Raw genomic sequence first — 24,918 nt, 5'->3', positions numbered from 1 at the left:
TCTATGTCATTTATAAGTAATAGTTAAAAAATTTATAAATAATCACAGCTCATTGAAATTAACTTCACCATGTTAGGGTCTATAACCATATGATGACAAAACAAGTTAGATATGAGGCGCTAGTAAAGGCGCTACACGGTGATTTATACCGCTACGCCTATTGGCTTTGCCATGAAAAGCAAGTAGCTGAAGACTTAGTGCAAGAAACCTTTTTACGCGCTTGGCGAGCCCTTGACTCGTTAAAAGATGAAAAAGCAGCTAAGTCATGGTTAATCACTATATTAAGACGAGAAAATGCCAGACGTTTTGAGAGAAAACGTTTTGATATGAGTGAATATGAAGAGGCCACTATAACGGATACACAATCTGTAACCACAGAGCAACAGCTTGAAAATCATTGGCTAAGAGAAAAGATATCCCAATTACCGCCAGAATATTCTGAGCCATTAATTTTGCAAGTATTAGGTGGCTTTAGCGGTGAAGATATTGCCACTATGTTAGATCTAAATAAAAATACAGTGATGACACGTTTATTTAGAGCAAGAAACCAACTTAAAGAAGCTTTAGAAGCAGAGCCCGTAAAGCGAGGTATGTACAATGGATGATTTGCAATTTAGACGTGCTATATATGCCGACCCTAATAACCAAGATGCTGAAACTATTGCAGCGCAGCAAAACGATGCTAGTAAAAAACAATTTGCGCAAGAAATTTGTCAATTAGATGAGAAAATCATGAGGGCATTGCAAGTACCTGTACCTGAAGGGTTATCAGCAAAGCTCATTTTACGTCAAACCTTAGCGAGTCACCAAGTACAAAAACGTAAAACGCGTGTGCATTTAGCCCTTGCAGCATCCGTTGCTATTGTTGGTGGCTTAATGCTTAATTTTATGCAGTTTTCCAGTGCTTATACTAATTTAGGCGATTATGCCCTCGCCCATGTCTATCATGAGCAAGGCAGCTTTGCTAACAACGCGGGTAATCAAGTCACATTAAGCTCGTTAAACAAGAAAATGGCCGCCTTTGATGGTAACTTCAGTAAAACCTTAGGCAACTTAATTTTTGCTGATTACTGCCGTTTTGATGGTATGAAGAGTTTGCACTTAGTATTTCAAGGTATAACCAGCCCGGTTACTGTGTTTATTGTACCTAAAAATAAACAATTAAGCTTTAGCCCTACTTTTAATGATAATAAACTCTTTGGTAGCTCTCTTGAGTTTAATCGCAGTAATATCATTGTTGTCGCTGACAAAAATGAGTCATTAGGACAATGGCAGAAAAATATAAGTGAAACAGTCTCTTGGTCTATTTAAAGTTATAATTTAAGCCAATATATACTTAACACTGCCCAATAAAAAAAGCCCTGGCAGAGAATGTCAGGGCTTTTTCATATATGTCATCAACTATTTAAATAATCATATTCATAAGCGATGTCCATGAGTAGCTTTACTTATGAAAGTTACTCACTAACAACCTAATATAAATTTACAAAGTGTTTTCAAACAACTTATAAATACGACGATATTCATCTAACCAAGAGCTAGGTTGAACAAAACCATGGGGCTCTACTGGGTAAATGGCCGTTTCAAAGTCTTGTTTCTCAAGTTCAATCAAACGTTGTACTAAACGTACTGTATCTTCAAAAAAGACATTATCATCAACCATAGGTGCATTGATTAGTAATGGCTTGCTTAGTCCCTCTGCAAAATAAATAGGAGAACTGCGTTCATAGGCGATAGCATCATCTGCTGGTGTATTTAAAATATTTGAAGTATATCCGTGATTATAATAAGCCCAGTCTGACACTAAGCGAATCGCAGCCCCAGAGGCAAACAAATCAGGATCAGTAAAGAGCGACATCAGCGTTAAGAAACCGCCGTAAGAGCCACCATAAGTACCAACACGTTTAGCATCAACATTCGCATTTTCAACCAGCCAATTAACACCATCACGCATATCTTCTACTTCCACTTTGCCCATATGACGATAAATAGCTGTACGCCAATCTCTGCCGTAACCTGCTGAAGCGCGGTAATCCATATCAATGACCACATACCCTTGCTGTACTAACATCGAGTGGAACATATATTCACGGAAATAACCCGACCAACCTAAATGAGAGTTTTGTAAGTATCCTGCGCCATGAGTGAACATAACCGCACGATTTTTAGTTGATGTTTTATCATAGTTTTTAGGTAAATATACCTTTGAATAAATTGGCGTTTTTTGATTACTTGACGGGATAGCAATAACTGTTGGCGAAGCCCAAGGCATCGCTAAAAATTGCTCCGATACGGTATGAGTAATTCTTTTTGCTTCATCCGTAGCGACTAAAGCTTGCACATAAAGCTCTGGCGGCATGGTAACGGTAGAGTGCTCAATTAATAGTTTTGATTCATCAGGGCTAATTGAATATGCGTTTTTACCACCTAAATCGGTCAGTGCCGTTATTTTTTTAGCCATATCCACTTGGTATATTTCATAAATACCTGGGTGTTTTTTATTAGCTTTGAAAATAAAGCGTTGGTTATCTTGCATTGCTGTAACGTTACTTACCTCAAACTTACCAGACGTTAACTTAACAGCCTTAGCGTTTAAGTTTTTGTGATATAAATGAGAATAACCAGACTCTTCAGATAAGTAATATAGGCTTGCGGCGGTGCTAGTAGTGCCATTAGGCGCTAACCAACCAAACTCATTGAAGCTCCAGTTAATCCACGCATCATCATGTAATTTGTGCTGAGTTACCAATTCACTTTTAGCAAAATCTACCGTAGTTAACCAACGCGTTTTGTTGTCCCATGCTTCTAACATTAAGGCAAGGTGTTGACCATCAACACTCCACTTAATTGGATTGTACATTTGCAGCACATGAATATTACGGGCTTTTTTCTCTGACTTATATGTTTTACCCTCCCGCGCATAGTTTTCAGTTTTAACGCTAGCTAAAACATCAGTATCAAAACTTGGTAAGTTATCGTAGATTAAAACTTCTTTGCTACCCGTTGCTAAATCAATAATAAAAAGTTGTTCTTGATACTCTCTATTGTTAGCAACGCGAGCACGCACTTTTTCAGCTGCAATAATGCCGTCTTTAGTGATGTAATTAGGCATGATATCTGTTTTATCACGACTAGACTTTGCCGATGTTATGCTCACTAATAATTTATCACCTGCAGGTGAAAGGCTCGCGTGAGCAACTTTATTTCCCTTACCGAAGTAAAAGTTACTGTCATTTATTACTGTATTTTCAGCAGCTAAGCGCTGTTTTTTAGTTTGTTTTAACTTACTGTTGCGGTGCCCTAAAGCAATATAGTCAATTAACTTATGCTGTTCTTTGGCTAGGTAGCTTTTCGGCTCGGTAACGCCTGCAGGTTTATCTACCATTTTAAGACTAGCCAACTCTTTAATTTGACCTGTTTGCATATTATGCGCATAAAAAACATTACTGACTTGGTACGCAATATCGCCATTGGTCAAAAAGAGTGCATTTCGCTCATGGTTTGAAGTGAAAGTAAGTTGCTTCACTACATTAGTGGCAAGTGTTTTCACAAATACATCACCATTAAAAGTATAAACTTTATGGCTGCGCGCTTGATTTAGTCGACCATTTTGATCAGCAACTTTATGTTTATTGGCTAGAGCAACGGGTATTGTGTTATTACCCTTTGACAAATCAACTGCATATAAATCGCGCAGTGGATTACCTAATTGTTTTTGCTGATAATAAACAGTGTTACTGTCATCCCCCCAATACCACGACTCTGGCGCGCGACCAAACCAATCTGGGTCTGCCATCACTTGCTCTAAGGTGATGGTTCCTGTTGCCTGTGCGTTGGCTGCAATAGCACCTTTAACTTTCTCTGGCGTACCGGTGTTAACTTGTTCATTAAGCTGAGTATTACTACAAGCGGCTAATGAAAAACTAAGCGCTGCGGCAATGAGTTGTATTTTCATATAATAAATTCTTTTGTTGAGTTCTTTTGTTAAAGAATGAATGAGGAGTCGCCAAGTTAACGATGTCAGTACGACACTAATGCTGGAGGCTCTTGAGAATGTAATTAACCCGTTATCCTAATCGAAAAAATGAACAATGGGTAAAAGAAAACGACCAATACCGCTTTATCTGCGTTGAAAACACGGTAAAATAAAGTGGTTTACATATAATGCCATCTTTACACATAATACCAACATTGGACACTTTGTTATGCTTTGCCCTTGCGGTTCAACCCTATCATTTAATGCTTGTTGCCAAGTTTTTATTACACAAAAGCAACCTCCTTGTACAGCTGAGCAATTAATGCGCTCACGCTTTAGTGCTTATGCAATAAAAGACGGCCAATATATTTTTAATACTTATGGTGCAGCTCAGCAGTTAAATCAGTCTGTAGGCGAAATTCAATCTTGGGCAGATGAATGTTTGTGGTTAGCATTAGTGATACATGAAAGTGAAAAAAATACCGTTGAATTTTCCGCCTATTATATCGTTGATAATACTTTATGTGAATTAAGAGAGAAGTCTAACTTTAACCTTGAGCAAGGTCTGTGGCGCTACATCGATGGCGATATTACCGAGCATAACGAAATTGCGAAAATCAAACGAAATGAAACTTGTCCGTGCAATAATTATGCTACCGCTTGGTCAGCTAAAAAAGACAAAAAGTTTAAACATTGCTGTGGGAAGTAATAACAATGGTGCTAACAATGGTGCTAACAATTGCAATATATCAGTTAACTACCAACTGAGTGCGAACTAAATACTATTGTTTAACTAGCAAAGTACTAGTTAACCTGAACTCTGGATAAGGAGCATTTGCTCAATATTCCCCTTTATCCAATTATCAGCGTTAAAACGTCGATAAATAACCCGTTTTTCATAAACGTTTTGCCTTGATAATAGAATAAATTGAAACATTGATAGAGTATATCGCTATTTAATCCGGTAAATTCTATTTTAAACAACCGTAAGTTGTTGTTTTTACTTAAATATAAATCACTCATCATCCAGAGTTCAGGTTAGTTAAGCAATGGTGATTTAACCAGAGATTGTTGAATGCCATCTAACCATGCTTTAGCATTAAAGCTCAATGGCGGGTTAAGTGGTTTATCTGTTTGACAATCAGAGCCGGACTGATCTGTTGCTTGTGTAAATTGCCTGTGTTTAAGTTGTGTAAACAAACTCGTATTGTCTAGCACTTTTTTTTCGATATGTTGTTTATCATCACGAAAGGCTAAAGGTTTAGCTTTCATCGCATTGGTGAGATGTATATTTGCTAAATCGTTACCGACAATGAACTGCACTTGATTGAATTGCTTAATACCATCCGGTGTTGATAATGCTAAGGAAGCCTGTTCAGGCAGGTTAAATTGCTTTCTTAGGGCAATATTACTCAGCATTTTATCTGCTGGCTCTACTGTGTTTGGTAATGAAAACTGGCTTTGTTCACGAACATCCTCAGCTAACATAGCCAACATTAGCGTAAAATCCGCACGACGAGTTTCCTGTACACTTTGATTTAATTGCTCTCCGAGCTGTAGCTCGTGCAGCAAAGCATTTGAAGAAAATTTTTCAGGGTTTAATTTACCTGACTTTCCTTTTAATGCTTCAATAGTTTGTGTAGGAGGTTGAGTTAACTCGACAGCCAATGCGCTATTCTCTTATTTATCTATATTTTAATAAATAGGGTATCGGCCAGAAATAAAAAATATTTAGCCGATTTAACAATAAATTAGAAATATACTGTTAAACCGGCTATTAAGTTAGCTTATTAACTGAAATTAGCAGGAAATTAGCTTTGCTTTATCGGCCAAGTAAGCGTGAATGACGCACCGCCAAGTTCACTATCACCAATAGAAGCTTTGCCTTGATGCCACTCCATAATACGAGCAACTATTGCCAAACCTAAACCAAAACCACCGGTCTCGCGATTCCTCGATTGATCGCCACGTGAAAAAGCATCAAAAATAACTTGTTTAAATTCATCAGAAACACCATCACCATTATCTTCAACACATATTTGGCATTGTTCATTTTCTAATGAAAGTGTCACTCTTACTTTATTATCACCATACTTAATGGCATTACTGATAAAGTTATTAACCGCTCTATCGATAAAGTGACCATCACAACAGACAAAGTTATCTGGTAGTTTGTTATTAAACTCTATCGAGTTAACAAATTGATCATGACTAGCAATTTGTAGAGATACCAATTCATTTAGGTCTGTACAGGTAAAATTAAGATCAGGTTTATCATTATCAAAAGCGGCATAAATGAGCATCTCATTAATTAACTCTTCTAACTCACAAACATCATTACTGATCTGAAGCTGGTATTTTGCTCTTTTATCATCATCTTTAATGGTATCTAGCATCTGCAAAGCAAATTTAGTCCGTGCTAATGGCGTTCTCAGCTCATGTGAAACTGCATTAGTTAATTCTTTATGAGCCTCAATCAAACGTCTTATTCGAGCCGCCATCATATTAAAGGAGGCAATCATGGGCGCTATCATGGTTGATTTTGCTGCTGGTGCTTTACTATCAAATTGTCCTTGACCAAAAGCACGCGTCGCTTTTTTAAGCTGCTCTAAGTCTCGTGACATTGGCCACAACCAAATAAAGATAATTATACCAAAAGTGGCAAGTATCATTACTCGATAAGTTGCCTTTAATCTTGGCCTAGTGGGCATTTTCGCTGGACCTAAAGTAATAACAGAGTCGGATCCTTTAAGTAAATAGTGCAATGTGACACTGCCACCAGAATAATAAATATGAGTATCGGAGTGTTTCAAGGCATTGTGGTCAGTATGATCAATGGCTTCTACTTCTGCTAAAGTCATTAATTTTAATGGTAATTCCCAACGTTTTCCTGCGCCTGAAACTATCTCTTGCCACTCATCTTCTGGATGTTTTTTGGTATAATCTCCTAAGGCCATCAACATAGTTTTATAACCAGTATAAGACTCAATATCTTGCTCTATATAAGAAGTCCACACTTCATCAAGGGCCCAAGAAAAAACGATAAAGGTTGAAATAATAAAGAAATACAGATTAAAAAACGAACGACCAAGTTTCATCAAAATACCTTTTAATAAAAATTAAATATAAATGAGCTTAAAAAAAAGGCTTTGTACTACGAAAGAAGTAACAAAGCCTTAATATATTTAGCCACTATAACCACACAGTGACACAATTAACTGAGGGCTAGCTCCATGCATCTGGAACGAATAAGTAACCTTGACCCCAAATAGTCTTGATTCTAAAAGGTGTTTCAGTGCTGTCATGTAATTTTTTACGTAAACGAGAGATACGTACATCAACACTTCTGTCTAAGCCATCATATTCACGACCAATGACTGCTTTATATATATAATCACGGTTTTGAACTTCACCTGATTTGCTTGCCAATAACCATAATAAATCGAATTCTTGGCTAGTTAGGTCAACATTTTCCTCTTGCAAAGTCACTTTACGTGATGCTTTGTTAATATATAAACCACCACAAATAATCTCACCTTTCTCTTCACTTTGATTAGGTAAATCGCCGCGACGTAATAAAGCGTTCACTCGCGCTAATAATACTCGAGGCTCCACAGGTTTAATCACATAATCATCAGCACCAATTTCCAAACCAAGTACTTGATCAAAGTCAGTACCTTTCGCTGTTAGCATTAATACTGGTCCATTAAATTCTGGGCGTAAATCACGACAAACACCAAAACCATCTTTACCTGGTAACATCACATCTAAAATAATAAGGTCAGGAGAGAAAAGCTTAACTCGTTTAGCTACGGTATCGCCACGAAACTCTTGTTTAACATGGAAACCTTCACTTGTTAAAAAATCGGTAACTAAATCTGACAATTGGCGATCATCTTCAACCAATAATATTTTCTTTACGTTTGGGTTACTATCTAGCATGTTCATTTCCTTATTTATTACGTGTTACTCATTTAGGGTTAGCTTAAACAAGTTATTACGGTTAAACAATAGGCTCTACCAGTTGTTACGATTAAATTACAATTTATAACATTGGCCGTTGTTGCACTGACACTTTAATACTCGATCGCACTTTAACAAGTTGGCTATAGGAGCGTTTATTATATTGTTTCAATTTAAGGTTTGGCCGTTGCAAATGCATATCTAATAACAAAGTTTGCCATTTTCCCAAACATCCCAAAATACATTGCCTAATTTTACCACTAACAGAGGTAAACATATTGTAGTAAGACTTCGTGGGATAGTTGGTTACGCAATACAATAGCATCTTGTCTTCAATGATTAGTAACCCCCTTCCCACCTTATAAATTGCAATATTAATCAATATCAGCAACTAAAATTAAAGTTCAGTAGCCACTTTGCAAAATAAAACTTGCGAGAAGAGTGATAAACCCGCAAGATCATGCCCTTAATTTACCAAGTAATACATAACGATATTATTCGCTAAACGTCAGCAGGAATTCTATGAAAATCATCTCTTTTAATATTAATGGCCTTCGCGCTCGTCTTCATCAACTACAAGCGATTATCGATAAACACCAACCCGATATCATTGGCCTACAAGAAATAAAAGTGCATGATGAGATGTTCCCAACAGAAGCGGTTGAAGCTATGGGCTATCACGTATATTTTCATGGCCAAAAAGCGCATTATGGCGTTGCTATGTTATGTAAAAAAGAAGCTGATGCTGTACAACGTGGCTTCCCAACAGATGACGATGAAGCGCAGCGTAGAATGATTATGGTGTCTACCACCAATAACAAAGGTGAGAAAGTTACGGTATTAAATGGTTACTTTCCACAAGGTGAGAATATCAGCCATGAGACAAAGTACCCATATAAACGTAAGTTCTATAAAGATTTAATGACATACCTTAACGAAAACCATACAAATGACGAAAATGTTGTTGTTATGGGTGACATTAATATTTCACCGCTTGATTTAGATATAGGTATTGGTGAGGTAAATCGTAAACGTTGGTTAAAATCGGGTAAGTGTTCTTTCCAATTAGAAGAGCGCCAATGGCTAAGCACATTAATGGATTGGGGGTTTATTGATACTTTCCGTCAATTACACCCGGATACTACCGAACGTTATTCGTGGTTTGATTACCGCTCTCGCGGTTTTGATGATAATCGCGGCCTTCGTATTGATGTGGTATTGGCAACAAAAAATATGGCTGAGCAATGTATTGAAGCCGATATTGATTATGAATTACGTGGTATTGAGAAACCTTCAGATCATGCTCCTATTTGGTCTACATTTTCTTAAGGTTCATACTAGATGCATACTGAAAAATCAGCTGATTACCGTTGCCCTCTATGCCTACAAAATTTGCTACTTGAGCATAAAAGTTACCGCTGTGTAAATAAGCATAGCTTTGATCAAGCAAAGCAGGGGTATGTCAATTTATTACCGGTTCAATTTAAGCATTCAAAAGAACCCGGCGATAATAAAGCAATGGTACAAGCAAGACGTGCTTTTTTAGATAAAGGATATTATCAACCTTTGTTAGACAGTATGCTTGCTTTGTACACTAAGTACGGTGATAAAAACGCAACTATTTTCGATGCTGGCTGTGGTGAGGGTTTTTATACTCATCAACATAAAACTGAGCATAACAATGTTTACGGCGTAGACATTGCCAAAGAAACAATAAAGATTGCCGCAAAACGTTATCAAGATTGCTTTTTTAGCGTAGCAACCTTATCGGACTTACCTTTTGATGATGGTAAATTTAGTTGGCTTTACAGTGTTTACGCCCCCATTTTAGAAAATGAGTTTAGCCGAATATTGCAAGACAAAGGCTATTTGTTAACGGTTACTCCAGCCGATAATCATTTGTTCGAGCTAAAATCACTGATATATCGTCAAGCAAAGCAACACGATACCTCTAAGCAGCCGATTGAACAGTTAACTTTGGTTGAAGAGCAACGCTTAAGCTATATGATGAATTTTGACAATAGTGAGGATGTGTTGAATTTGTTAGCAATGACACCTTTTGCTTTTAAAGCCAGTGGTGAGTTAATTAACGAATTAAAACAGCAAAATAAATTTAATTGCCAAGCTGATTTTGTTTTGCGCTTATACCAAAAAACTTAACTGCCGAAGACATGATTCTTCAAAGACTTAACTTATATTAATGAAGAACACTTTCCCCTGAAAAGGAACAATAAAGCGAAAGCTATTTTGTAGGCGTGAACGTTAAATGTAAGAGTTGCGCAAGATCTATATAGCGTGGTTTATAAGTCGCTAATTTCGCAATAGCCTTTTCATTTTTGTGACTACGGCTATGCGCTGCTTGCTCAGAGAATTGCTCTTTACCTCGTTGTTTTACCTTTTCTAAGCCACTGTGATACCAAGAAGCTAGTGAAGGCGGTAATAACTTATCAGCTTTGACCCCAGATAAAACTAATGCCTGAACCGGCATACTGACTAAAAAAAGACCATAAACTAATGCTTGTGGTAGTGCATTTAATGCATTATTTATCGAGCCTTGTCCCATAGGATATCCCGATGCAACATAAAGCTGCATAACCACAGTAAACATGGCTAAGGCAGGAAAGTACCGACAAACAAAGCGCGCACTTTGCACCCCTCTATAATCCTCAAAATAATGAGTTAATTCTGGCTTGTCTGGCCACAGAGATAAATATTTTTTACCCAATTTAATGAGTTGTACAACGGAGATATTCATAACACTACTATAGCAGCTAGTCCCTATATACCCAAGCCTCTTCAAACTGCATAATTCAGTTGGAATTTGAAGTAGCTTGGGTATAAACAACAATTGCAATGGTTATTCATAAACGTTTTGCCTTGATAATCGAATAAATTGAAGCATTGATAGAGTATATCGCTATTTAGTCCAGTAATTTTTATTTTAAATAACCGTAAACTATTGTTTTTACTTAAATATAAAGCACCCTCCACCCACCACCCATGATTCAGGTTAATTCAGCTTTAGTTACTCATTGAAATAATTAAAACTCAACTAAAGTGTTTTATATTGCACTGCATCAATATATATCAGCAAAACAAACGCTATAATGGTGTCATTATTATTGAATATAATTATTTAACACCTTTCAACTTTATTAAAAGAAATACCTTATGACCCACCAACAACCTCATAACAAAGTCCCAGTTAATTCTGCTGCAATTTTAGTGATTAATTGTGGTAGCTCATCAGTAAAGTTTTCCTTAATAAACCCTGTAAATGGCGAAACACTATTATCTGGTTTAGCCGAATGTCTACTCAGCTCCGATGCCAGCATTACCATCAAGAAAAACAATACAAAAGACACACTTAAATTAGCGGCCCCTTTTGATCACCAGACCGCACTGTCCATATTAGTCACACAATTACAACAACTAGATTTAGTGAAAGATATAGCGACTGTTGGCCATAGAGTCGTGCACGGCGGTGAAAAATATGCTCAGCCGACCTTAATTACTGATGAGGTAGAGCAAGCGATTGACCAGTTGGCAAAACTCGCACCCTTGCATAATCCAGCCAACCTTATTGGCATTAAAGCGTGCCAGCAAGCTTTTCCCGACTTACCGCAAGTTGCAGTATTTGACACTGCATTTCATCAAACTATGCCAGAAAAATCTTATGTCTATGGCCTACCCTATTCACTCTACCAAGAACACGGAATAAGACGTTATGGATTCCACGGAACCAGCCATTATTTTGTCGCAAAGCAAGCGGCTAAACAACTCAATAAGCCACTGGAACAATGTAACTTAATCAGTGCTCATTTGGGTAATGGTTGCAGTGTGACCGTAATCAAAAATGGCGAGAGTGTTGATACTAGTATGGGTATGACACCTGGTGAAGGTGTGATGATGGGTACTCGCTGTGGTGATCTCGATAGCGGCATTATTTTCTATCTTGTCGATAATTTAGGTTACTCAATTAATGATATTGATAAGCTAGTGAATAAAGAAAGTGGTTTATTGGGTATTTCTGGTTTAAGTAATGATTGCCGAACTTTAGAAGACGCTATGTTAGCCGATAATAACGCCCAAGCTAAATTAGCAATGACTGTTTTTTGTTACCGTATTGCTAAAAGCATTGCCTCTTATAGTGCAAGTTTAACGCAACTAGACGGTCTTATTTTTACCGGCGGCATTGGTGAAAACTCAACTTGGGTACGTACTGAAATAGTTAAGCTGCTAGGCTTATTAAATTTTTCTTTAGATGAAGAAAAGAACCAAGCTACACGTTTTGGCGCCTCAGGTAATATTGCAGATAAAAAATCAAGGGCATGTTGGGTTATTGCCACCAATGAAGAATGGGTTATTGCCGAACAATCTGCGGTGTTACTCAGAAATTCTATGCAATAAATGCTCCACATAAAGAATAAATAGGATTTTATTTATGCCACATAGAATTATGTTAATCCCTGTTGGCTCAGGCGTAGGTCTAACTAGTGTATCACTGGGCTTATTGCACGCTTGTCAGCAAAAAGGGATTAAAGTAGGACATTTCAAGCCCATTAGCCAACCTTCGCGAAATAGCTTAGCGAAAAAAAATAAAACTATTGATGCCATTAGCTTATCTCAAAATAGCACCAGTATATCGCTTAGTTATGTTGAAGGTAAAATGGGCGATGGCTTACATGATGTTGTGTTAGAAGAAATTGTTGCCAATTTTGATGACTTTAAGCAAGATCATGATGTTGTTATCATTGAAGGCCTAGTGCCAACGCCTAGACAGCCCTATGCTGGGCGTATCAATCGTGATGTTGCTCAAGCGCTTAGCGCTAATATTGTCTTAGTTGCCAGCCCAGGTAATGACAGTGCAGAAGAGTTTGAAGATCGGCTGGAAGTCAGTGCAGCAACTTATGGCGGTATAAAAAACAAACACCTTATTGGTTGTGTTATCAATAAACTGAACTGCCCAGATCAAGAAGAATACGGTTTATTACCCAAAGAAGAAGAAATTGAAAGTGACTTTCATTTAAAGCATTGGTTAGATTTAGCCATTTTTAAAAACAGACACTTTGATTTACTCGGCACTATAATGTGGGACATTGATCTCATCGCTCCGCGCATCTGTGACATTAGTAACTATCTTGGTGCTAAAGTTCTTAATGAAGGTGCTATGGCACATCGACGTTTCCGTAGTGTTGCATTTTGCGCCCGCACAGTTTCTAATCTAGTGAGTTATTTAGTCCCTGGTCGTCTTATTGTTACCCCGGGTGACCGCACTGATATAATCATAGCCACTTGTTTATCCGCCTTAAACGGTACTAAATTAGGAGGCTTGATTTTAACCAATGGCTTTGAACCATCAGAGCAAGTTTGGGAGTTGTGTAAACAAGCGCTTGATGCAGGTTTACCTGTCCTCTCTGTACCATGGGATACATGGCAAACATCACGCCATATTATGGGCTTTAATCCTGAAATACCTCAAGACGATATTCAACGCCACGAAAAAGTAAAGCAACATATTGCCGATAATTTAAGCCTAGGTTGGCTAGAAAGCCTAACCTCTAAAAATAATAGTTATAACTTATTCTCCCCACCTGCATTTAGGCATAAATTAACTGAACTTGCTCGCCAAGCAAACAAACTTGTTGTTTTACCTGAAGGCACAGATATACGCACTATCAAAGCAGCCGCTATTTGTTGTGAGCGCAATATTGCGCGTTGCCAACTTATTGGCAATAAAGAAGAAATACTACAAATTGCCGAACATCAGGGTATTCACCTTCCTGATAACTTATTAATCACAGATCCCGAGACTATTAGAGATAATTATGTTCGACCTATGGTTGAGCTTCGTAAACATAAAGGTTTAACAAATGTTGTCGCCCTAGAGAATTTAAAAGACAATGTGGTTTTAGCCACCATGATGTTGCAACTTGGCCAAGTTGATGGCTTGGTTTCGGGTGCAGTAAATACCACAGCAAATACGATAAGGCCTGCTTTACAGTTAATAAAAACCGCACCTGATAGCTCTTTAGTTTCATCAGTATTTTTTATGTTATTACCTGATCAAGTACTGGTTTATGGTGATTGTGCAATAAACCCTGAGCCTAGCGCAGAGCAATTAGCAGATATAGCCATTCAATCTGCAGACTCTGCCAAAGCATTTGATATTCAACCCAGAGTTGCCATGATCAGTTACAGTACCGGTAGTTCTGGTCATGGTGCGGATGTTGAAAAAGTAGCTAAGGCAACAGAAATAGCGAAAGCTAAGCGACCAGATCTGATTATTGATGGCCCATTACAATATGATGCCGCTATTATGGAAAGTGTTGCCAAGAAAAAAGCGCCAAATAGTCCTGTGGCAGGTAAAGCCACTGTGTTTATCTTCCCTGACTTAAATACAGGTAATACAACGTATAAGGCTGTTCAGCGTTCAGCTGACTTGGTAAGCATAGGTCCTATGTTACAAGGTATGAATAAACCAGTTAATGATCTATCTCGTGGTGCATTAGTTGATGATATTGTTTACACCATCGCCCTAACGGCAATCCAAGCAACACAATAGAATAAAAGGCCTCAACAAGCTTGTTAATAATTAACCATTGAGATGTTATGAGTGCGGTTAGAGTTATTTTTACGACATTTAACCGCTTTAAAAGGTTCACTTTGCTAGAATAAGGATCCAACAGACTATTTTGATCACTTATCCTCTTTGTTATCACTTAGCGCTTAGCTAGACAAAAAACGTACTACTTGTTTTATCTTTGTTTATCAATGACAAATAAGGTTATCCCTGAATTATTCACAATTATATCCACAGCTTCTGTGGATATAATTTTTAAAATAATCATTCAGGTTTTACTTACAAACCTCTAGTAAAACCTTCGTAAATAACAACTATATAGAAATTTCACCTGTAACTTAGTCTTTTTACATACTACTATCAGGGAAATAATTGTAAATATCACAAAATCAAACCTTGCCATTAGCAACAAGTGCTATAGTTAAGCATGTAGAAAAACCATTAAGGACTATAATGCCACAATTAACACTTCGACTTATTAGCGAGCAATTTGCTATCCATAGCTTATCTAAAAGTGCAATCATTCCTGGTGAAGTATTTAGCGCCAGTATATTTTTTATCGCCAAAACTTTCGATGAAATATCCATTGTTTTACCACAGCGTATTACTATTGTTAGTGATGAAGTAGAATTGAACTGGCAGGCTTTAGAGGTTGTTGGCCCTTTAGATTTTACCATGACTGGAATTTTATCGAATATATCTACAGTATTAGCCAATGAGAAAATTAGTATTTTCGCCATATCTACTTTCGACACCGACTATATCCTTGTTAAAGAGGAATTTATAAATCAAGCAGTTAAAGCACTACGTTCAAATCAATATCTAGTAATATAATCCTAAACTAGGGATATCCTATAGGTAAGTGCAGGTAGACATTAACATTCAGCCATTAGAGACAAATTATTGGCTAGTTCAACTGCACCACTGCAATTGAAAATTTTATATATAATAAATAGACGTTCCAAGTTCTTTTTTAGCTTCATACATTGCTTCATCTGCCAATTGTATTAACGTGTGCGCTTCTCCATTATTATTCGAATATACAGAAACACCAATACTGGCTTTTACAGCGATCAAATGGGCTTGAACTTTAAAAGGTGATGTGAATTCTTCTTGTAATTTATCCGCCATTACTTTTATTGAGGAATGTTCTTTAACACCACTAATGACTACTAGAAATTCATCCCCTCCCATACGAGTGACAATATCAGAGCCCCTAATACAATGTTTTAACCTATTAGCAGTACCGACTAAAATTTCATCACCAACACTATGACCATGTGAATCATTAATAAGCTTAAAATGATCAAGGTCAATAAAGAAAAAAGCAATTAAGGTGTTTTTTTCTTTTGCCTTTTTAAATAGAATGTCTAATTTATTTTCAAGTATTCTTCTGTTAGGCAGCTTTGTCAAAGGATCTAAATTAGCTAACTCCAATGCTTCTAACTCTTTTTGTTTCCGCCTTGAAATGTCTCTTACTATTGCCAGTAAATAACCTGTCTGATTAAACTCAATGAAACTAATGCTTGCTTCAATGGGCAATTTAGTGCCATCTTTTCTTGTATGCGTGGATTCAATAACAATGTTTCCTGCAAGCTTTATTTGTTTACTATGTTCATTCCACTTAGCTTTGATATCAAATTTCGAATTCAGATCTGAAACTGATAACTTTAGTAATTCATCTTTGTTGTAACCTAACCTTTGATGCGCCAATTGATTACAATTTAAGATTTGGCCATACTCAGGCTCAACAACATAAATTGCATCATTAGACTTATTAACTAAATGATTGAGTAGTATTTCTGCCGCATCTGATTTTTTAATAGTTGTTAAATCTATTAACTGTGAAATATACCTTTTAATCAAATTGTCGTTATCCGCTTGTGCAACAATATTCAATTGAACGAATACAGTGTGCCCCAGTTTGTGCTGATATCTTTTTTCAATTTGCATAGGCACAAAAGGGTTTTGGGTCAATTTTTTTCTTATGCCGGCATTAACATGAATATCATCAAGATGAGTAATAGTAACTTCATTCGAATATATTTCGTCACCTTCATATCCAAGCATTCTTTTTAGTGCAGGATTAACATATTCAAGTTTACCGTCAGGAAATGACAAAGCGATTGGAACAGGGGTTATTTCAAATAAACGATAGAGAGATTTTTCTAATGGGAGCTCTTTTTCTTTCATTACTACTCATACCTTTCCATAAAGATCTTCCGTGAGCAATAGAAATAAATCCCTTCAAATTATTATAGACTATCTTTTTTAACTTATAGGAGTGAATTTTTTGAAAGCCTAGGCATCAAATCGAAGGTTATCTAAATCAGTTATAAAAGACATCAACTCAATGTCGGTATAGCACTTTCCTACCCGAAGAAAAGCGGATATAAGCCATTGGTTCTGGTATTATCTAAGCATTGATTATTAAATATGGGATATTTATTAGCTATGATTACACTTTATGGTATTAAAAATTGCGACACAGTGAAAAAAGCCACTAAATGGCTTGCAGCAAACGACGTAGCACATCAACTTTATGACTTTAAAAAACAAGCTTTAACGGCAGAGTTATTAACACAATTTGTTAGTCAAAGTGATTGGTCATTATTATTAAACAAACGCAGCACCACTTTTCGTAACTTGCCTGACGACATTAAAAACAATTTAACTGATGAGGTGATGTTCGCTGCGGTACTTGCGCAACCTACCTTGCTTAAAAGGCCTTTATTACCATTAAATGGCGAGCTCAACCTTGGTTTTAAAGCTGAGCAGTACCAGAGCCTATTCTCAGACAAATAATTAACAACTCCTCATTAGAAATTAAGTAAAGGTATCCGTTGTGAGTCAAACAGAAAAACAAAGTGAAAGTGCAGTTATTGCATTAGCTAAAGATCTTATCGGTAGAGCTTCAGTCACTCCTGAAGATGCTGGTTGCCAAAAACTCATGGCAGAGCGATTGAAAAAACTCGGTTTTAATAATGAAAGCATGATTTTTGCTGACACTACTAACCTTTGGTCTCGTCGTGATAGTACCGAGAGCAATAACAATGATTTAGTTTTTTGTTTTGCTGGTCACACCGATGTAGTGCCCACTGGTAACCTTGAGTTATGGAATACGCCGCCATTTGAACCAACCATTATTGATGGCATGTTATATGGTCGTGGCGCAGCAGATATGAAAGGCAGCTTGGCGGCAATGATAGTGGCAACAGAGCGTTTTGTTAAAGACCACCCTGATCATCAAGGAGCAATTACCTTCTTAATTACCAGCGATGAAGAAGGACCATTTATTAATGGCACCACTCGGGTTATCGACACACTGGAAGCGCGCAATGAGAAAATAACCTACTGTATTGTCGGTGAGCCTTCAAGTACCCACGCGGTTGGCGATATTGTTAAAAATGGTCGTCGTGGTTCTATTTCTGCTGAAGTAGATATTAAAGGTAAACAAGGGCATGTTGCCTACCCTGAACATGTAAAAAATCCTATCCATTTAGCCATGCCAGCATTAACTGAGCTCAGCCAAGTAGAATGGGATAAGGGTAATGAATATTTCCCTGCCACTAGTTTTCAATTATCAAATATAAATGCCGGTACCGGTGCCACCAACGTTGTTCCTGGCCATATCACCGCATTATTTAATTTACGTTATAGCACTGAATTAACCGACCAAATAATTGTTGAGAAAGTTGAGAGTATCCTTAACAAACATCAACTTGATTATGATATTAAGTGGACATTTAATGGCAAGCCATTTATTACCAAACATGTAGACTCTAAACACGGATTTTTAAACGCCGTTAGCCAAGCAATACTTTCGGTTACCGGTAAAGAAACCCAACTTTCAACTGCTGGAGGCACTTCCGATGGACGTTTTATCGCACCAACGGGTGCACAAGTGATAGAGCTTGGGCCGTGTAATGCGACTATTCATCAAGTTAATGAGTCTGTTGCTTGTGAGGATTTAGAAAAGCTGGTTGATATTTATTATCACTGCTTGGTTAATGTTTTATGTACTCATAAGTCCATTACTTAGCTAGCTACAGGCAACTATCCATCATGCAAAAGTTTAAAGCCATCAATCGTGCACAAGTACTCGGAAAAACCGAGGAACACCTGTACTATTTAAATGAGCGAGTCGCCATTCATCAAGAAATGAAACCAGCTTTTGATGCGATAGTTACAGCGGCAAAAACAGATGGTATTGACTTAAAAATTGCCAGTGGCTTTCGTTCTTTTGACAGGCAGTTGATGCTTTGGAACAATAAATTTTCTGGTAAAACGGCCATTAAAGATATTAACGGCGACATTGTTGTTGTTGATAATTTGTCTTCATTACAAATAATAGAGAGCATTTTACTTTATTCTGCCCTGCCCGGTGCCAGTCGTCACCATTGGGGCTGTGATATTGATGTTTACGCGCCAAACTTATTAGCACAAAATTATCAATTGCAACTTGAGCCTTGGGAATATAGCGAATCCGGGCCGCTAGCAGAGTTGTCTTCTTGGTTATTACAACACGCCCATAGGTTTGGCTTCTATTTTCCTTATGCTACATTCCAAGGGGGTATTGCCCAAGAGCCTTGGCATTTGTCTTACTTACCGTTAGCTCAACAATTTCAGCAAACATTCAGTGCTGAACAATTAGCACAAACATTACAAAGTAGTAATATTTTGGGTAAAAAAGTCATTATTGACAACCTAGACCTGATAGCAAAACGTTATATTAATAATGTCTGCGCGGCACCGACAAATGTTATACTGACTTAAAATAAACCTAATAAATTAACATTTAACAAACTAATTAAGAGGCATTCCAATGGACGATTGGTTAGCTATTTTTATGATTGTGATAACGGTAGTTATCATCATTGGAAATTTGAGTACATTTCAAAAAAGCTCAAAACAAAAAATGCGCAAAAACAGTTTAAATGATTTAAAAGAAACCCTACCAAGAACCAAAAAAAGTACGCATAAGATGGCACCGATAGAGAAGAAGCAACCTTAAGTTGTTTCTACAAATGAATACAATGAAAATGCAGAAATAAAAAAACGCCACTAGTGGCGTTTTTTTATTTCTGCAAAGTACGATTAAAACGCACTATTAACTCTGCTAAATCTACTTAGCGTTAAAAAACATCTCTAAACGATAAGCCTTTTTCAATGACGGGGAAGATTCGTTCTAACGATTCAAGCGGCAATGGCTCACCCGCAGCATTATATATGGTTACTGCTGTTTTATGGTTTAGCTCGCCCAGTGGCGTTAACCTAAATTGGTAATGTGCATCGCTAACATCAATAGTTGGTACGTCGTCGCCCCAAATACTATCCCAAACACTACTATCAGGCTTAACAAAGTCAACAAAATAAATCTTTTTATCTTCGTTCAGATCTGTAATAGTAAAGCCATGCTTTTCAAAGAATAAAGGCATATTACCCCATAGATCTTCTAGACCCATTTCAATAACATAAGAGTTTTCTTCTTCAACATTCTTACCCAAAGTTACTAATTTCTGGTTCGCACGAGTTAAACGGTCCGCTCTTTGTTGAACGCGATAGTTATAATCAACAGAGGCAATTAATTCATTAAGCATGGCTTTTTCAGCTCTTTGCTTATCAATTGGATCCATTGTTTTGCTGCCACCCGTTTCATCCGTTTGTAAGAAGTCAACTAAGGAAACACGCAATGAAACACTACGACCGTGAGGTTTAGCTAACAGTTGGTAACGAAAACGTAAACTCTTGGAGAATTGAATATCAGTAAAGATCCAACCGACATCAACTTCATTATGGTACCAGTCAGATTCAATAATGGCGGTTTTAATACCTTCACGTTTAATGCTGGTTTCCTTTAAGCTGGTCGCCCCTTCAATAACTTTGCCTAAGGTAACTTCTTTATCTTCTTCTATATAATGATAAGTGATGTTATCTTCAGTTAATTTTTCTTTGACAACTCTTTCAATAAATTCGAATAAGTCTTTATCTTCTAATACTTTATCAAACCAAATAATAGCGATGCCAGATTCATCAACAACACGTGAAGAGGCTGCAATTGGCATGACTAATGAGGGTGCACGGATATCCATGTCTTTACCAACAGGACCCTGATGATTTATTTTATCCGTAACAAAAAAAGTCTTCGCTTGTTTTGGCTTATTTAAATTAGCAGGAATCACAAGATCGTTAGCTTCAGCTTTATGTTGGTAGTCAAAACCACCTTCGGCTTGTTTATTATTAACTGAACCACAAGCTGTTAGTGATAACGCTAACAGTGATAAATAAAATACTCTACAACTCATTAAAACTCCTGCGGCTTAGGTTATTGATATATAAACTCAACTAAGCTCACTAAATAATATTTGATATAATACAAGGCTAGATATTGCGCCCCATGGTACTTGGCTGATTTTGCAAACACAAGTTATATGACCACAAAAATGTAAGATGATTCCAACTTTAATCACGATCAGTTACAATGCGCCTTTATTGACAACTCAGGCGTAATTAATGTCACAATATTTAGTACTAACAGCAATGGGAGCGGACCGAACGGGTTGTGTTAGTGAATTAACTAAATTAGCAAGTGAATGCGAATGTAATATATTAGACAGCCGAATGGCGCTTTTTGGCTCAGAATTTACTTTTATCATGTTACTTAATGGTGATACTAGAGCAATTAATAAGATTGAGGCACGGATCCCTAAAATTGCCCATAGTTTAGATTTAATTACTATGATGAAACGTACGTCTGGTCACCGAACCTTCGACTTGGTTAAACATTATCAAGCGAGTTATTCAGGCATAGATCAACCCGGTATATTGAAAGCGATGACCGCCTTTTTTGCCACGCGTAAAATAGATATCTCTTCGTTAAAGTCAGAAATAGACCCTAAAACCAATAATATGAGTGCTCATATACTGTTTGCTTTAACTGAAAAAATTAGTATTGATGAACTGGAACGTGACTTCTTGGAGCTTTGTCAACAAACTGATGTACAAGGTTTCATTAAAAAAGCTAACGCTAATCTGTTGTAATAGCCGTTTAGTTAAATATTGCGAAATAACTTCAAAGAATAATAAAGGTGAGCTTATAATGAATACGTTAAACGTTGGTGATACCGCACCACTATTTACCCTAGCAAATGAAGATGATGAATCAGTATCCTTGTCAGACTATATTGGTAAAAAACAAGTATTAGTCTACTTCTACCCGAAGGCGATGACACCAGGTTGTACCGTTCAAGCTCAAGGGTTGCGTGATATAAAAGCTGAGCTGAATGAATTAAATACAGTTGTTTTTGGTATTAGCCCTGATGAAGTAAAACGTCTAACAAAATTCTGCCAACGTGATGAACTTAACTTCTCATTATTATCTGATGTTGATCACCAAGTAGCTGATCAATTTGGTGTTTGGGGATTAAAGAAGTTTATGGGCAGAGAGTATGATGGTATTCACCGTTTAAGCTTTTTAATTGGTCTGGATGGCAAAATCAGCCATGTTTTTAATAAATTTAAAACCAAAGAGCACCATGATGTGGTATTAGCTGTTTTAAATGAATTAAATCAGTAATTAAATGACTTACTTAGGTAAGTGCATAAGAAATAATAGGTAACATAAAAAAGCCCTAAGCTAATGAATATAGCTTAGGGCTTTTTTATGTATAAATGAGAAAAGTGATTTAATTTTTACTCTAATTGGGCTTATTTAGTGCGTTCAGCTAGGTAACCCGCATAGTCTGGTATTTCAATAAGACTCTCTTGTGTCATTAAATCTGAATCCATCAGAAAATTGGCAGTCGATTTATTTGTCGCTACCGGAATGTTCCATACAGCAGCTAACCTTAATAATGCTTTAACATCGGGATCATGGGGTACAGCATCGAGTGGGTCCCAGAAAAAAATCATCACATCAATCTCGCCCTCAGCGATTAACGCACCAAGTTGCTGATCACCACCCATAGGCCCTGAAAACAAACACTTTATTGGTAAGCCTAGCGCTGAACTTAATAAAGTACCAGTAGTGCCCGTAGCGAATAAGTGGTGAAATTTTAAATCGTCACTGCGCTTTTTCGCCCAAGCAATTAAATCAGCCTTTTTATTATCATGAGCCACCAACGCCATACGTTTATGTGCCGGCATCACTCTTTGGGTATAAGTTAATTTCATTAATGGTCCTTTCGGTATTCTTTGATTTAGCTTTAGTTTTACTCCAGCTAAACTTCAGTTTTCTTTACTTTATTTCTAAATAGCTTTCACTGATTTTTATAAAGCCTTAGTTTCACTGTTACTATCAGGCTCAGGAATTGTTGGCCAGGCATTAATAACCGCTTTTACCAGTGTTGCTAAAGGAATTGCAAAAAACACCCCCCAAAAACCCCATAAGCCACCAAAAAATATCACGGCTATGATAATTACAACGGGGTGAAGGTTAACGGCTTCAGAAAAAAGTAGCGGTACAATGACATTGCCATCTATTGCTTGAATTATGCCATAGGCAAGCATAACGTAACCAAATTCACTACTGAGACCAAATTGAAAAAGTGCTACCAGCATTACCGGGAACGTAACAACTGTTGCCCCCACATAAGGTACTAAAACTGACAAACCGACCAAAACCCCCAACAACAACGCATATTGCAAATCAAGAAACATAAAAGCAATGGTGGTTGAGGCACCAACAATAAAAATTTCAATCACTTTACCGCGGATGTAATTTAAAATTTGCTGGTTCATTTCATTACCAACTTTAATTGCCATACGGCGCTCTTTCGGTAAGAAATAGGTAATACTAGTGAGCAATTCAGTTTTATCTTTTAAGAAGAAAAACACCATCAGTGGGACAAGAATCAAATAAACCATTAAGGCAACAATATCAGAAATTGAGTTTAATGATGCTTTAAGCGCCACCTGTCCCCATTCAAGCAAGTTATCATTAACCATGACAATAAAGCTGTCAATTTGCGATACGTGCACTAATTCAGGATATTTATCAGGTAAAGTTAATAAATACTCCTGCCCTTGGGAAATCATATTTGGAACTTCTTGCAATAAATTGCTGCTTTGTTTCCAGATTATTGGCATTAACCCGAGTACTGCCAATAAGGAAATACTAAGAAAACTAACGACAACAATTACGGTGGCACTTGAGCGTGACATAGAGCTGTGCATTAACTTATTAACCGGGAGGTCTAATAAAAAGGCTAAGGATATTGCGACAAATACTGGCATCAATAAATTACTAAACAAGGCAATAAATAATGCAATACAGGTTAATATGACGACTAAAGTAACTGCATGAGGGTCTGAGAATTTACGTGTATACCAGTCACTAAATAACTTAAACATAACTTCCTATTTCTTATTTTGTTCGACATGTCTAAGTTACTTTTATACTAATTTCGACAATGCCATTTACTGTGTTTTGTTCTCGGTAATGATAGCCCTGTTTAGTGAGTAATTTAGGAATATCAGTAATGGATCCGAGATCGTCAATGGTGATAATACACTCGTCATTAGGGTGCATCTTCTTTAGTAATAAACGTAAATTAACCAAAGGTACGGGACATTTCTCCCCTCTACCATCATATTTATAAATCATAGAAAAAGTAAAACATCGCTTTAGTTTAATTCACTAATTTGCGACAATTAATCCACTGTGCTAACTGGCGTTATCATAGCGTACCTATATAGGTAAGTCTTATGAAAATAAGTTTATTATCAGGAATATTAACTAAATGAGTTCATTAAGCCCAGAAGCCTCTTTGAAAGAGATCAATGCTTACAAAAAAAGAATTAGCTGGGGCGATGTCTCAGCACTCTATCATATACTCGCTTCTTCGTTAGGTGATCTAGACGGTATACTTACTCACGGTTTTGATAGTGCTTATAAACAAATTTTGAACCCTAATTCTTGGAATTTATCGCTGTTAGATGCCAGTAAAGATCCGGACGGCTATCTACAAGTTAAAAACAAGCCACAAATTAGTTTACGCCATGAGTACAATGACATGGGTTACGAGTTACACTGCTACCCTGCTGTCGATGGCATAACAATCACACAAAGTATGATTACTAAAGGTAAATGCCCATTTAATACATGGTATCCAGAAAAGATGCAGATGCTCTTTCGTATTAATAGCTTAGTAGCCTTCTCAGTACATTGTTTTCAAAGTGGTGATGAAGCTGATATAGCCTTATTAAAATTTGCGCATTACAAAGTTGAAGAGTTAATCACAATATTAAGCGAATCTTTTCAAATTATTGCGGTCAAAGGCTATAGTATTGCCGAGTTTTATCAAGAAATTGATAAAAGAAATGGTAATATTCTTAACCAAGAAAGTTAATTGTTTTAACTCACCTTTAATAACCCATATATATTTCGATAATGAAT

25 protein-coding genes are annotated in these 24,918 nt (G+C 36.9%); 15 read left to right on the top strand and 10 right to left on the bottom strand.

The window, feature by feature from the left end; genetic code table 11:
• The first annotated feature begins 89 nt into the window (after window positions 1-89).
• The gene (locus GAB14E_RS01160; protein ID WP_033084470.1) at window positions 90-605 is read left to right on the top strand and encodes a sigma-70 family RNA polymerase sigma factor; all 516 of its coding nucleotides are present in this window, start codon (window positions 90-92) and stop codon (window positions 603-605) included.
• Window positions 598-1,311 (top strand): DUF3379 family protein, encoded by a 714-nt coding sequence (locus tag GAB14E_RS01165; RefSeq protein ID WP_033084469.1) that lies wholly within the window; start codon window positions 598-600, stop codon window positions 1,309-1,311. Before GAB14E_RS01160 ends, GAB14E_RS01165 begins: the two co-directional genes overlap by 8 nt.
• Before the next feature lie 172 nt (window positions 1,312-1,483).
• On the opposite strand, the gene GAB14E_RS01170 is transcribed toward GAB14E_RS01165, so the two are convergent.
• The gene (locus GAB14E_RS01170) at window positions 1,484-3,955 is read right to left on the bottom strand and encodes a S9 family peptidase (RefSeq protein WP_033084468.1); all 2,472 of its coding nucleotides are present in this window, start codon (window positions 3,953-3,955) and stop codon (window positions 1,484-1,486) included.
• A gap of 250 nt (window positions 3,956-4,205) precedes the next feature.
• Between GAB14E_RS01170 and GAB14E_RS01175 the strand changes: the two genes are divergently transcribed.
• A complete protein-coding gene (locus GAB14E_RS01175) occupies window positions 4,206-4,685 on the top strand; it encodes a YchJ family protein (protein ID WP_033084467.1) in 480 nt (159 codons plus the stop codon).
• 329 nt (window positions 4,686-5,014) lie between these two features.
• On the opposite strand, the gene GAB14E_RS01180 is transcribed toward GAB14E_RS01175, so the two are convergent.
• The 3 genes from GAB14E_RS01180 to GAB14E_RS01190 all read right to left on the bottom strand — a co-directional run bounded on the left by GAB14E_RS01180 (window position 5,015) and on the right by GAB14E_RS01190 (window position 7,918).
• Window positions 5,015-5,644: a VC2046/SO_2500 family protein gene (locus GAB14E_RS01180; protein WP_033084466.1), complete on the bottom strand. Its 630-nt coding sequence runs from the start codon at window positions 5,642-5,644 to the stop codon at window positions 5,015-5,017.
• Between the two features lie 143 nt (window positions 5,645-5,787).
• Window positions 5,788-7,074 (bottom strand): ATP-binding protein, encoded by a 1,287-nt coding sequence (locus GAB14E_RS01185; protein ID WP_033084465.1) that lies wholly within the window; start codon window positions 7,072-7,074, stop codon window positions 5,788-5,790.
• 127 nt (window positions 7,075-7,201) lie between these two features.
• Window positions 7,202-7,918 carry a winged helix-turn-helix domain-containing protein gene (locus GAB14E_RS01190; RefSeq protein ID WP_033084464.1) on the bottom strand — a complete coding sequence of 239 codons (717 nt, stop codon included), beginning with the start codon at window positions 7,916-7,918 and terminating at the stop codon, window positions 7,202-7,204.
• Between the two features lie 543 nt (window positions 7,919-8,461).
• Here GAB14E_RS01190 and xthA point away from each other — a divergent pair.
• Complete coding sequence (gene xthA, locus GAB14E_RS01195; RefSeq protein ID WP_033084463.1) at window positions 8,462-9,268, top strand: exodeoxyribonuclease III; 807 nt, start codon at window positions 8,462-8,464, stop codon at window positions 9,266-9,268.
• A 12-nt stretch (window positions 9,269-9,280) separates the two neighbouring features.
• Window positions 9,281-10,099 (top strand): 23S rRNA (guanine(745)-N(1))-methyltransferase, encoded by an 819-nt coding sequence (rlmA, locus tag GAB14E_RS01200; protein WP_033084462.1) that lies wholly within the window; start codon window positions 9,281-9,283, stop codon window positions 10,097-10,099.
• Between the two features lie 82 nt (window positions 10,100-10,181).
• Here rlmA and GAB14E_RS01205 read toward each other — a convergent pair whose 3' ends face one another.
• A complete protein-coding gene (locus GAB14E_RS01205; protein WP_033084461.1) occupies window positions 10,182-10,694 on the bottom strand; it encodes a DUF412 family protein in 513 nt (170 codons plus the stop codon).
• Between the two features lie 416 nt (window positions 10,695-11,110).
• Here GAB14E_RS01205 and GAB14E_RS01210 point away from each other — a divergent pair, with 416 nt between their 5' ends.
• The 3 genes from GAB14E_RS01210 (at window position 11,111) to GAB14E_RS01220 (ending at window position 15,356) form a co-directional block, all read left to right on the top strand.
• Window positions 11,111-12,349, top strand: a complete 1,239-nt coding sequence (locus GAB14E_RS01210; protein ID WP_033084460.1) for an acetate/propionate family kinase — start codon at window positions 11,111-11,113, stop codon at window positions 12,347-12,349.
• A gap of 34 nt (window positions 12,350-12,383) precedes the next feature.
• Window positions 12,384-14,504, top strand: coding sequence for a phosphate acetyltransferase (gene pta / locus GAB14E_RS01215; RefSeq protein WP_033084459.1), 2,121 nt, complete (start codon window positions 12,384-12,386; stop codon window positions 14,502-14,504).
• Between the two features lie 471 nt (window positions 14,505-14,975).
• Window positions 14,976-15,356 (top strand): ACT domain-containing protein, encoded by a 381-nt coding sequence (locus tag GAB14E_RS01220; RefSeq protein WP_033084458.1) that lies wholly within the window; start codon window positions 14,976-14,978, stop codon window positions 15,354-15,356.
• A gap of 105 nt (window positions 15,357-15,461) precedes the next feature.
• Here the strand turns inward: GAB14E_RS01220 and GAB14E_RS01225 are convergent, their stop codons facing one another.
• A complete protein-coding gene (locus GAB14E_RS01225) occupies window positions 15,462-16,715 on the bottom strand; it encodes a sensor domain-containing protein (protein WP_033084457.1) in 1,254 nt (417 codons plus the stop codon).
• 261 nt (window positions 16,716-16,976) lie between these two features.
• On the opposite strand from GAB14E_RS01225, the gene GAB14E_RS01230 reads away from it, so the two are divergent.
• Genes GAB14E_RS01230 through GAB14E_RS01245 form a run of 4 tightly spaced genes read left to right on the top strand, consistent with a single transcriptional unit; the run spans window position 16,977 to window position 19,536 of the window.
• Window positions 16,977-17,327: a Spx/MgsR family RNA polymerase-binding regulatory protein gene (locus tag GAB14E_RS01230; protein WP_033084505.1), complete on the top strand. Its 351-nt coding sequence runs from the start codon at window positions 16,977-16,979 to the stop codon at window positions 17,325-17,327.
• A gap of 40 nt (window positions 17,328-17,367) precedes the next feature.
• Window positions 17,368-18,564 carry a succinyl-diaminopimelate desuccinylase gene (dapE, locus tag GAB14E_RS01235; RefSeq protein ID WP_033084456.1) on the top strand — a complete coding sequence of 399 codons (1,197 nt, stop codon included), beginning with the start codon at window positions 17,368-17,370 and terminating at the stop codon, window positions 18,562-18,564.
• Window positions 18,565-18,587: 23 nt separating this feature from the next.
• Window positions 18,588-19,298: a M15 family metallopeptidase gene (locus tag GAB14E_RS01240; protein WP_033084455.1), complete on the top strand. Its 711-nt coding sequence runs from the start codon at window positions 18,588-18,590 to the stop codon at window positions 19,296-19,298.
• Between the two features lie 49 nt (window positions 19,299-19,347).
• Window positions 19,348-19,536: a hypothetical protein gene (locus GAB14E_RS01245; RefSeq protein WP_033084454.1), complete on the top strand. Its 189-nt coding sequence runs from the start codon at window positions 19,348-19,350 to the stop codon at window positions 19,534-19,536.
• A 121-nt stretch (window positions 19,537-19,657) separates the two neighbouring features.
• Here the strand turns inward: GAB14E_RS01245 and bamC are convergent, their stop codons facing one another.
• Complete coding sequence (bamC, locus tag GAB14E_RS01250; protein ID WP_033084453.1) at window positions 19,658-20,827, bottom strand: outer membrane protein assembly factor BamC; 1,170 nt, start codon at window positions 20,825-20,827, stop codon at window positions 19,658-19,660.
• A gap of 208 nt (window positions 20,828-21,035) precedes the next feature.
• Here bamC and GAB14E_RS01255 point away from each other — a divergent pair, with 208 nt between their 5' ends.
• Window positions 21,036-21,563 (top strand): glycine cleavage system transcriptional repressor, encoded by a 528-nt coding sequence (locus GAB14E_RS01255; RefSeq protein ID WP_033084452.1) that lies wholly within the window; start codon window positions 21,036-21,038, stop codon window positions 21,561-21,563.
• A gap of 58 nt (window positions 21,564-21,621) precedes the next feature.
• A complete protein-coding gene (gene bcp, locus GAB14E_RS01260) occupies window positions 21,622-22,098 on the top strand; it encodes a thioredoxin-dependent thiol peroxidase (RefSeq protein WP_033084451.1) in 477 nt (158 codons plus the stop codon).
• Window positions 22,099-22,229: 131 nt separating this feature from the next.
• Here the strand turns inward: bcp and GAB14E_RS01265 are convergent, their stop codons facing one another.
• The 3 genes from GAB14E_RS01265 to GAB14E_RS01275 all read right to left on the bottom strand — a co-directional run bounded on the left by GAB14E_RS01265 (window position 22,230) and on the right by GAB14E_RS01275 (window position 24,126).
• Window positions 22,230-22,694, bottom strand: a complete 465-nt coding sequence (locus GAB14E_RS01265) for a methylglyoxal synthase (RefSeq protein WP_033084450.1) — start codon at window positions 22,692-22,694, stop codon at window positions 22,230-22,232.
• Window positions 22,695-22,790: 96 nt separating this feature from the next.
• Window positions 22,791-23,873 (bottom strand): AI-2E family transporter, encoded by a 1,083-nt coding sequence (locus GAB14E_RS01270; protein ID WP_033084449.1) that lies wholly within the window; start codon window positions 23,871-23,873, stop codon window positions 22,791-22,793.
• A 31-nt stretch (window positions 23,874-23,904) separates the two neighbouring features.
• A complete protein-coding gene (locus tag GAB14E_RS01275; protein WP_033084448.1) occupies window positions 23,905-24,126 on the bottom strand; it encodes a sulfurtransferase TusA family protein in 222 nt (73 codons plus the stop codon).
• A 136-nt stretch (window positions 24,127-24,262) separates the two neighbouring features.
• On the opposite strand from GAB14E_RS01275, the gene GAB14E_RS01280 reads away from it, so the two are divergent.
• Window positions 24,263-24,871 (top strand): hypothetical protein, encoded by a 609-nt coding sequence (locus GAB14E_RS01280; protein ID WP_033084447.1) that lies wholly within the window; start codon window positions 24,263-24,265, stop codon window positions 24,869-24,871.
• Window positions 24,872-24,918 lie beyond the last annotated feature (47 nt).

The organism is Colwellia psychrerythraea (assembly GCF_000764185.1).
Classification (GTDB): domain Bacteria; phylum Pseudomonadota; class Gammaproteobacteria; order Enterobacterales; family Alteromonadaceae; genus Colwellia; species Colwellia psychrerythraea_B.
Note: the sequence above shows the minus strand (reverse complement) of the source record. Positions and strands in the feature narration are given on the sequence as shown.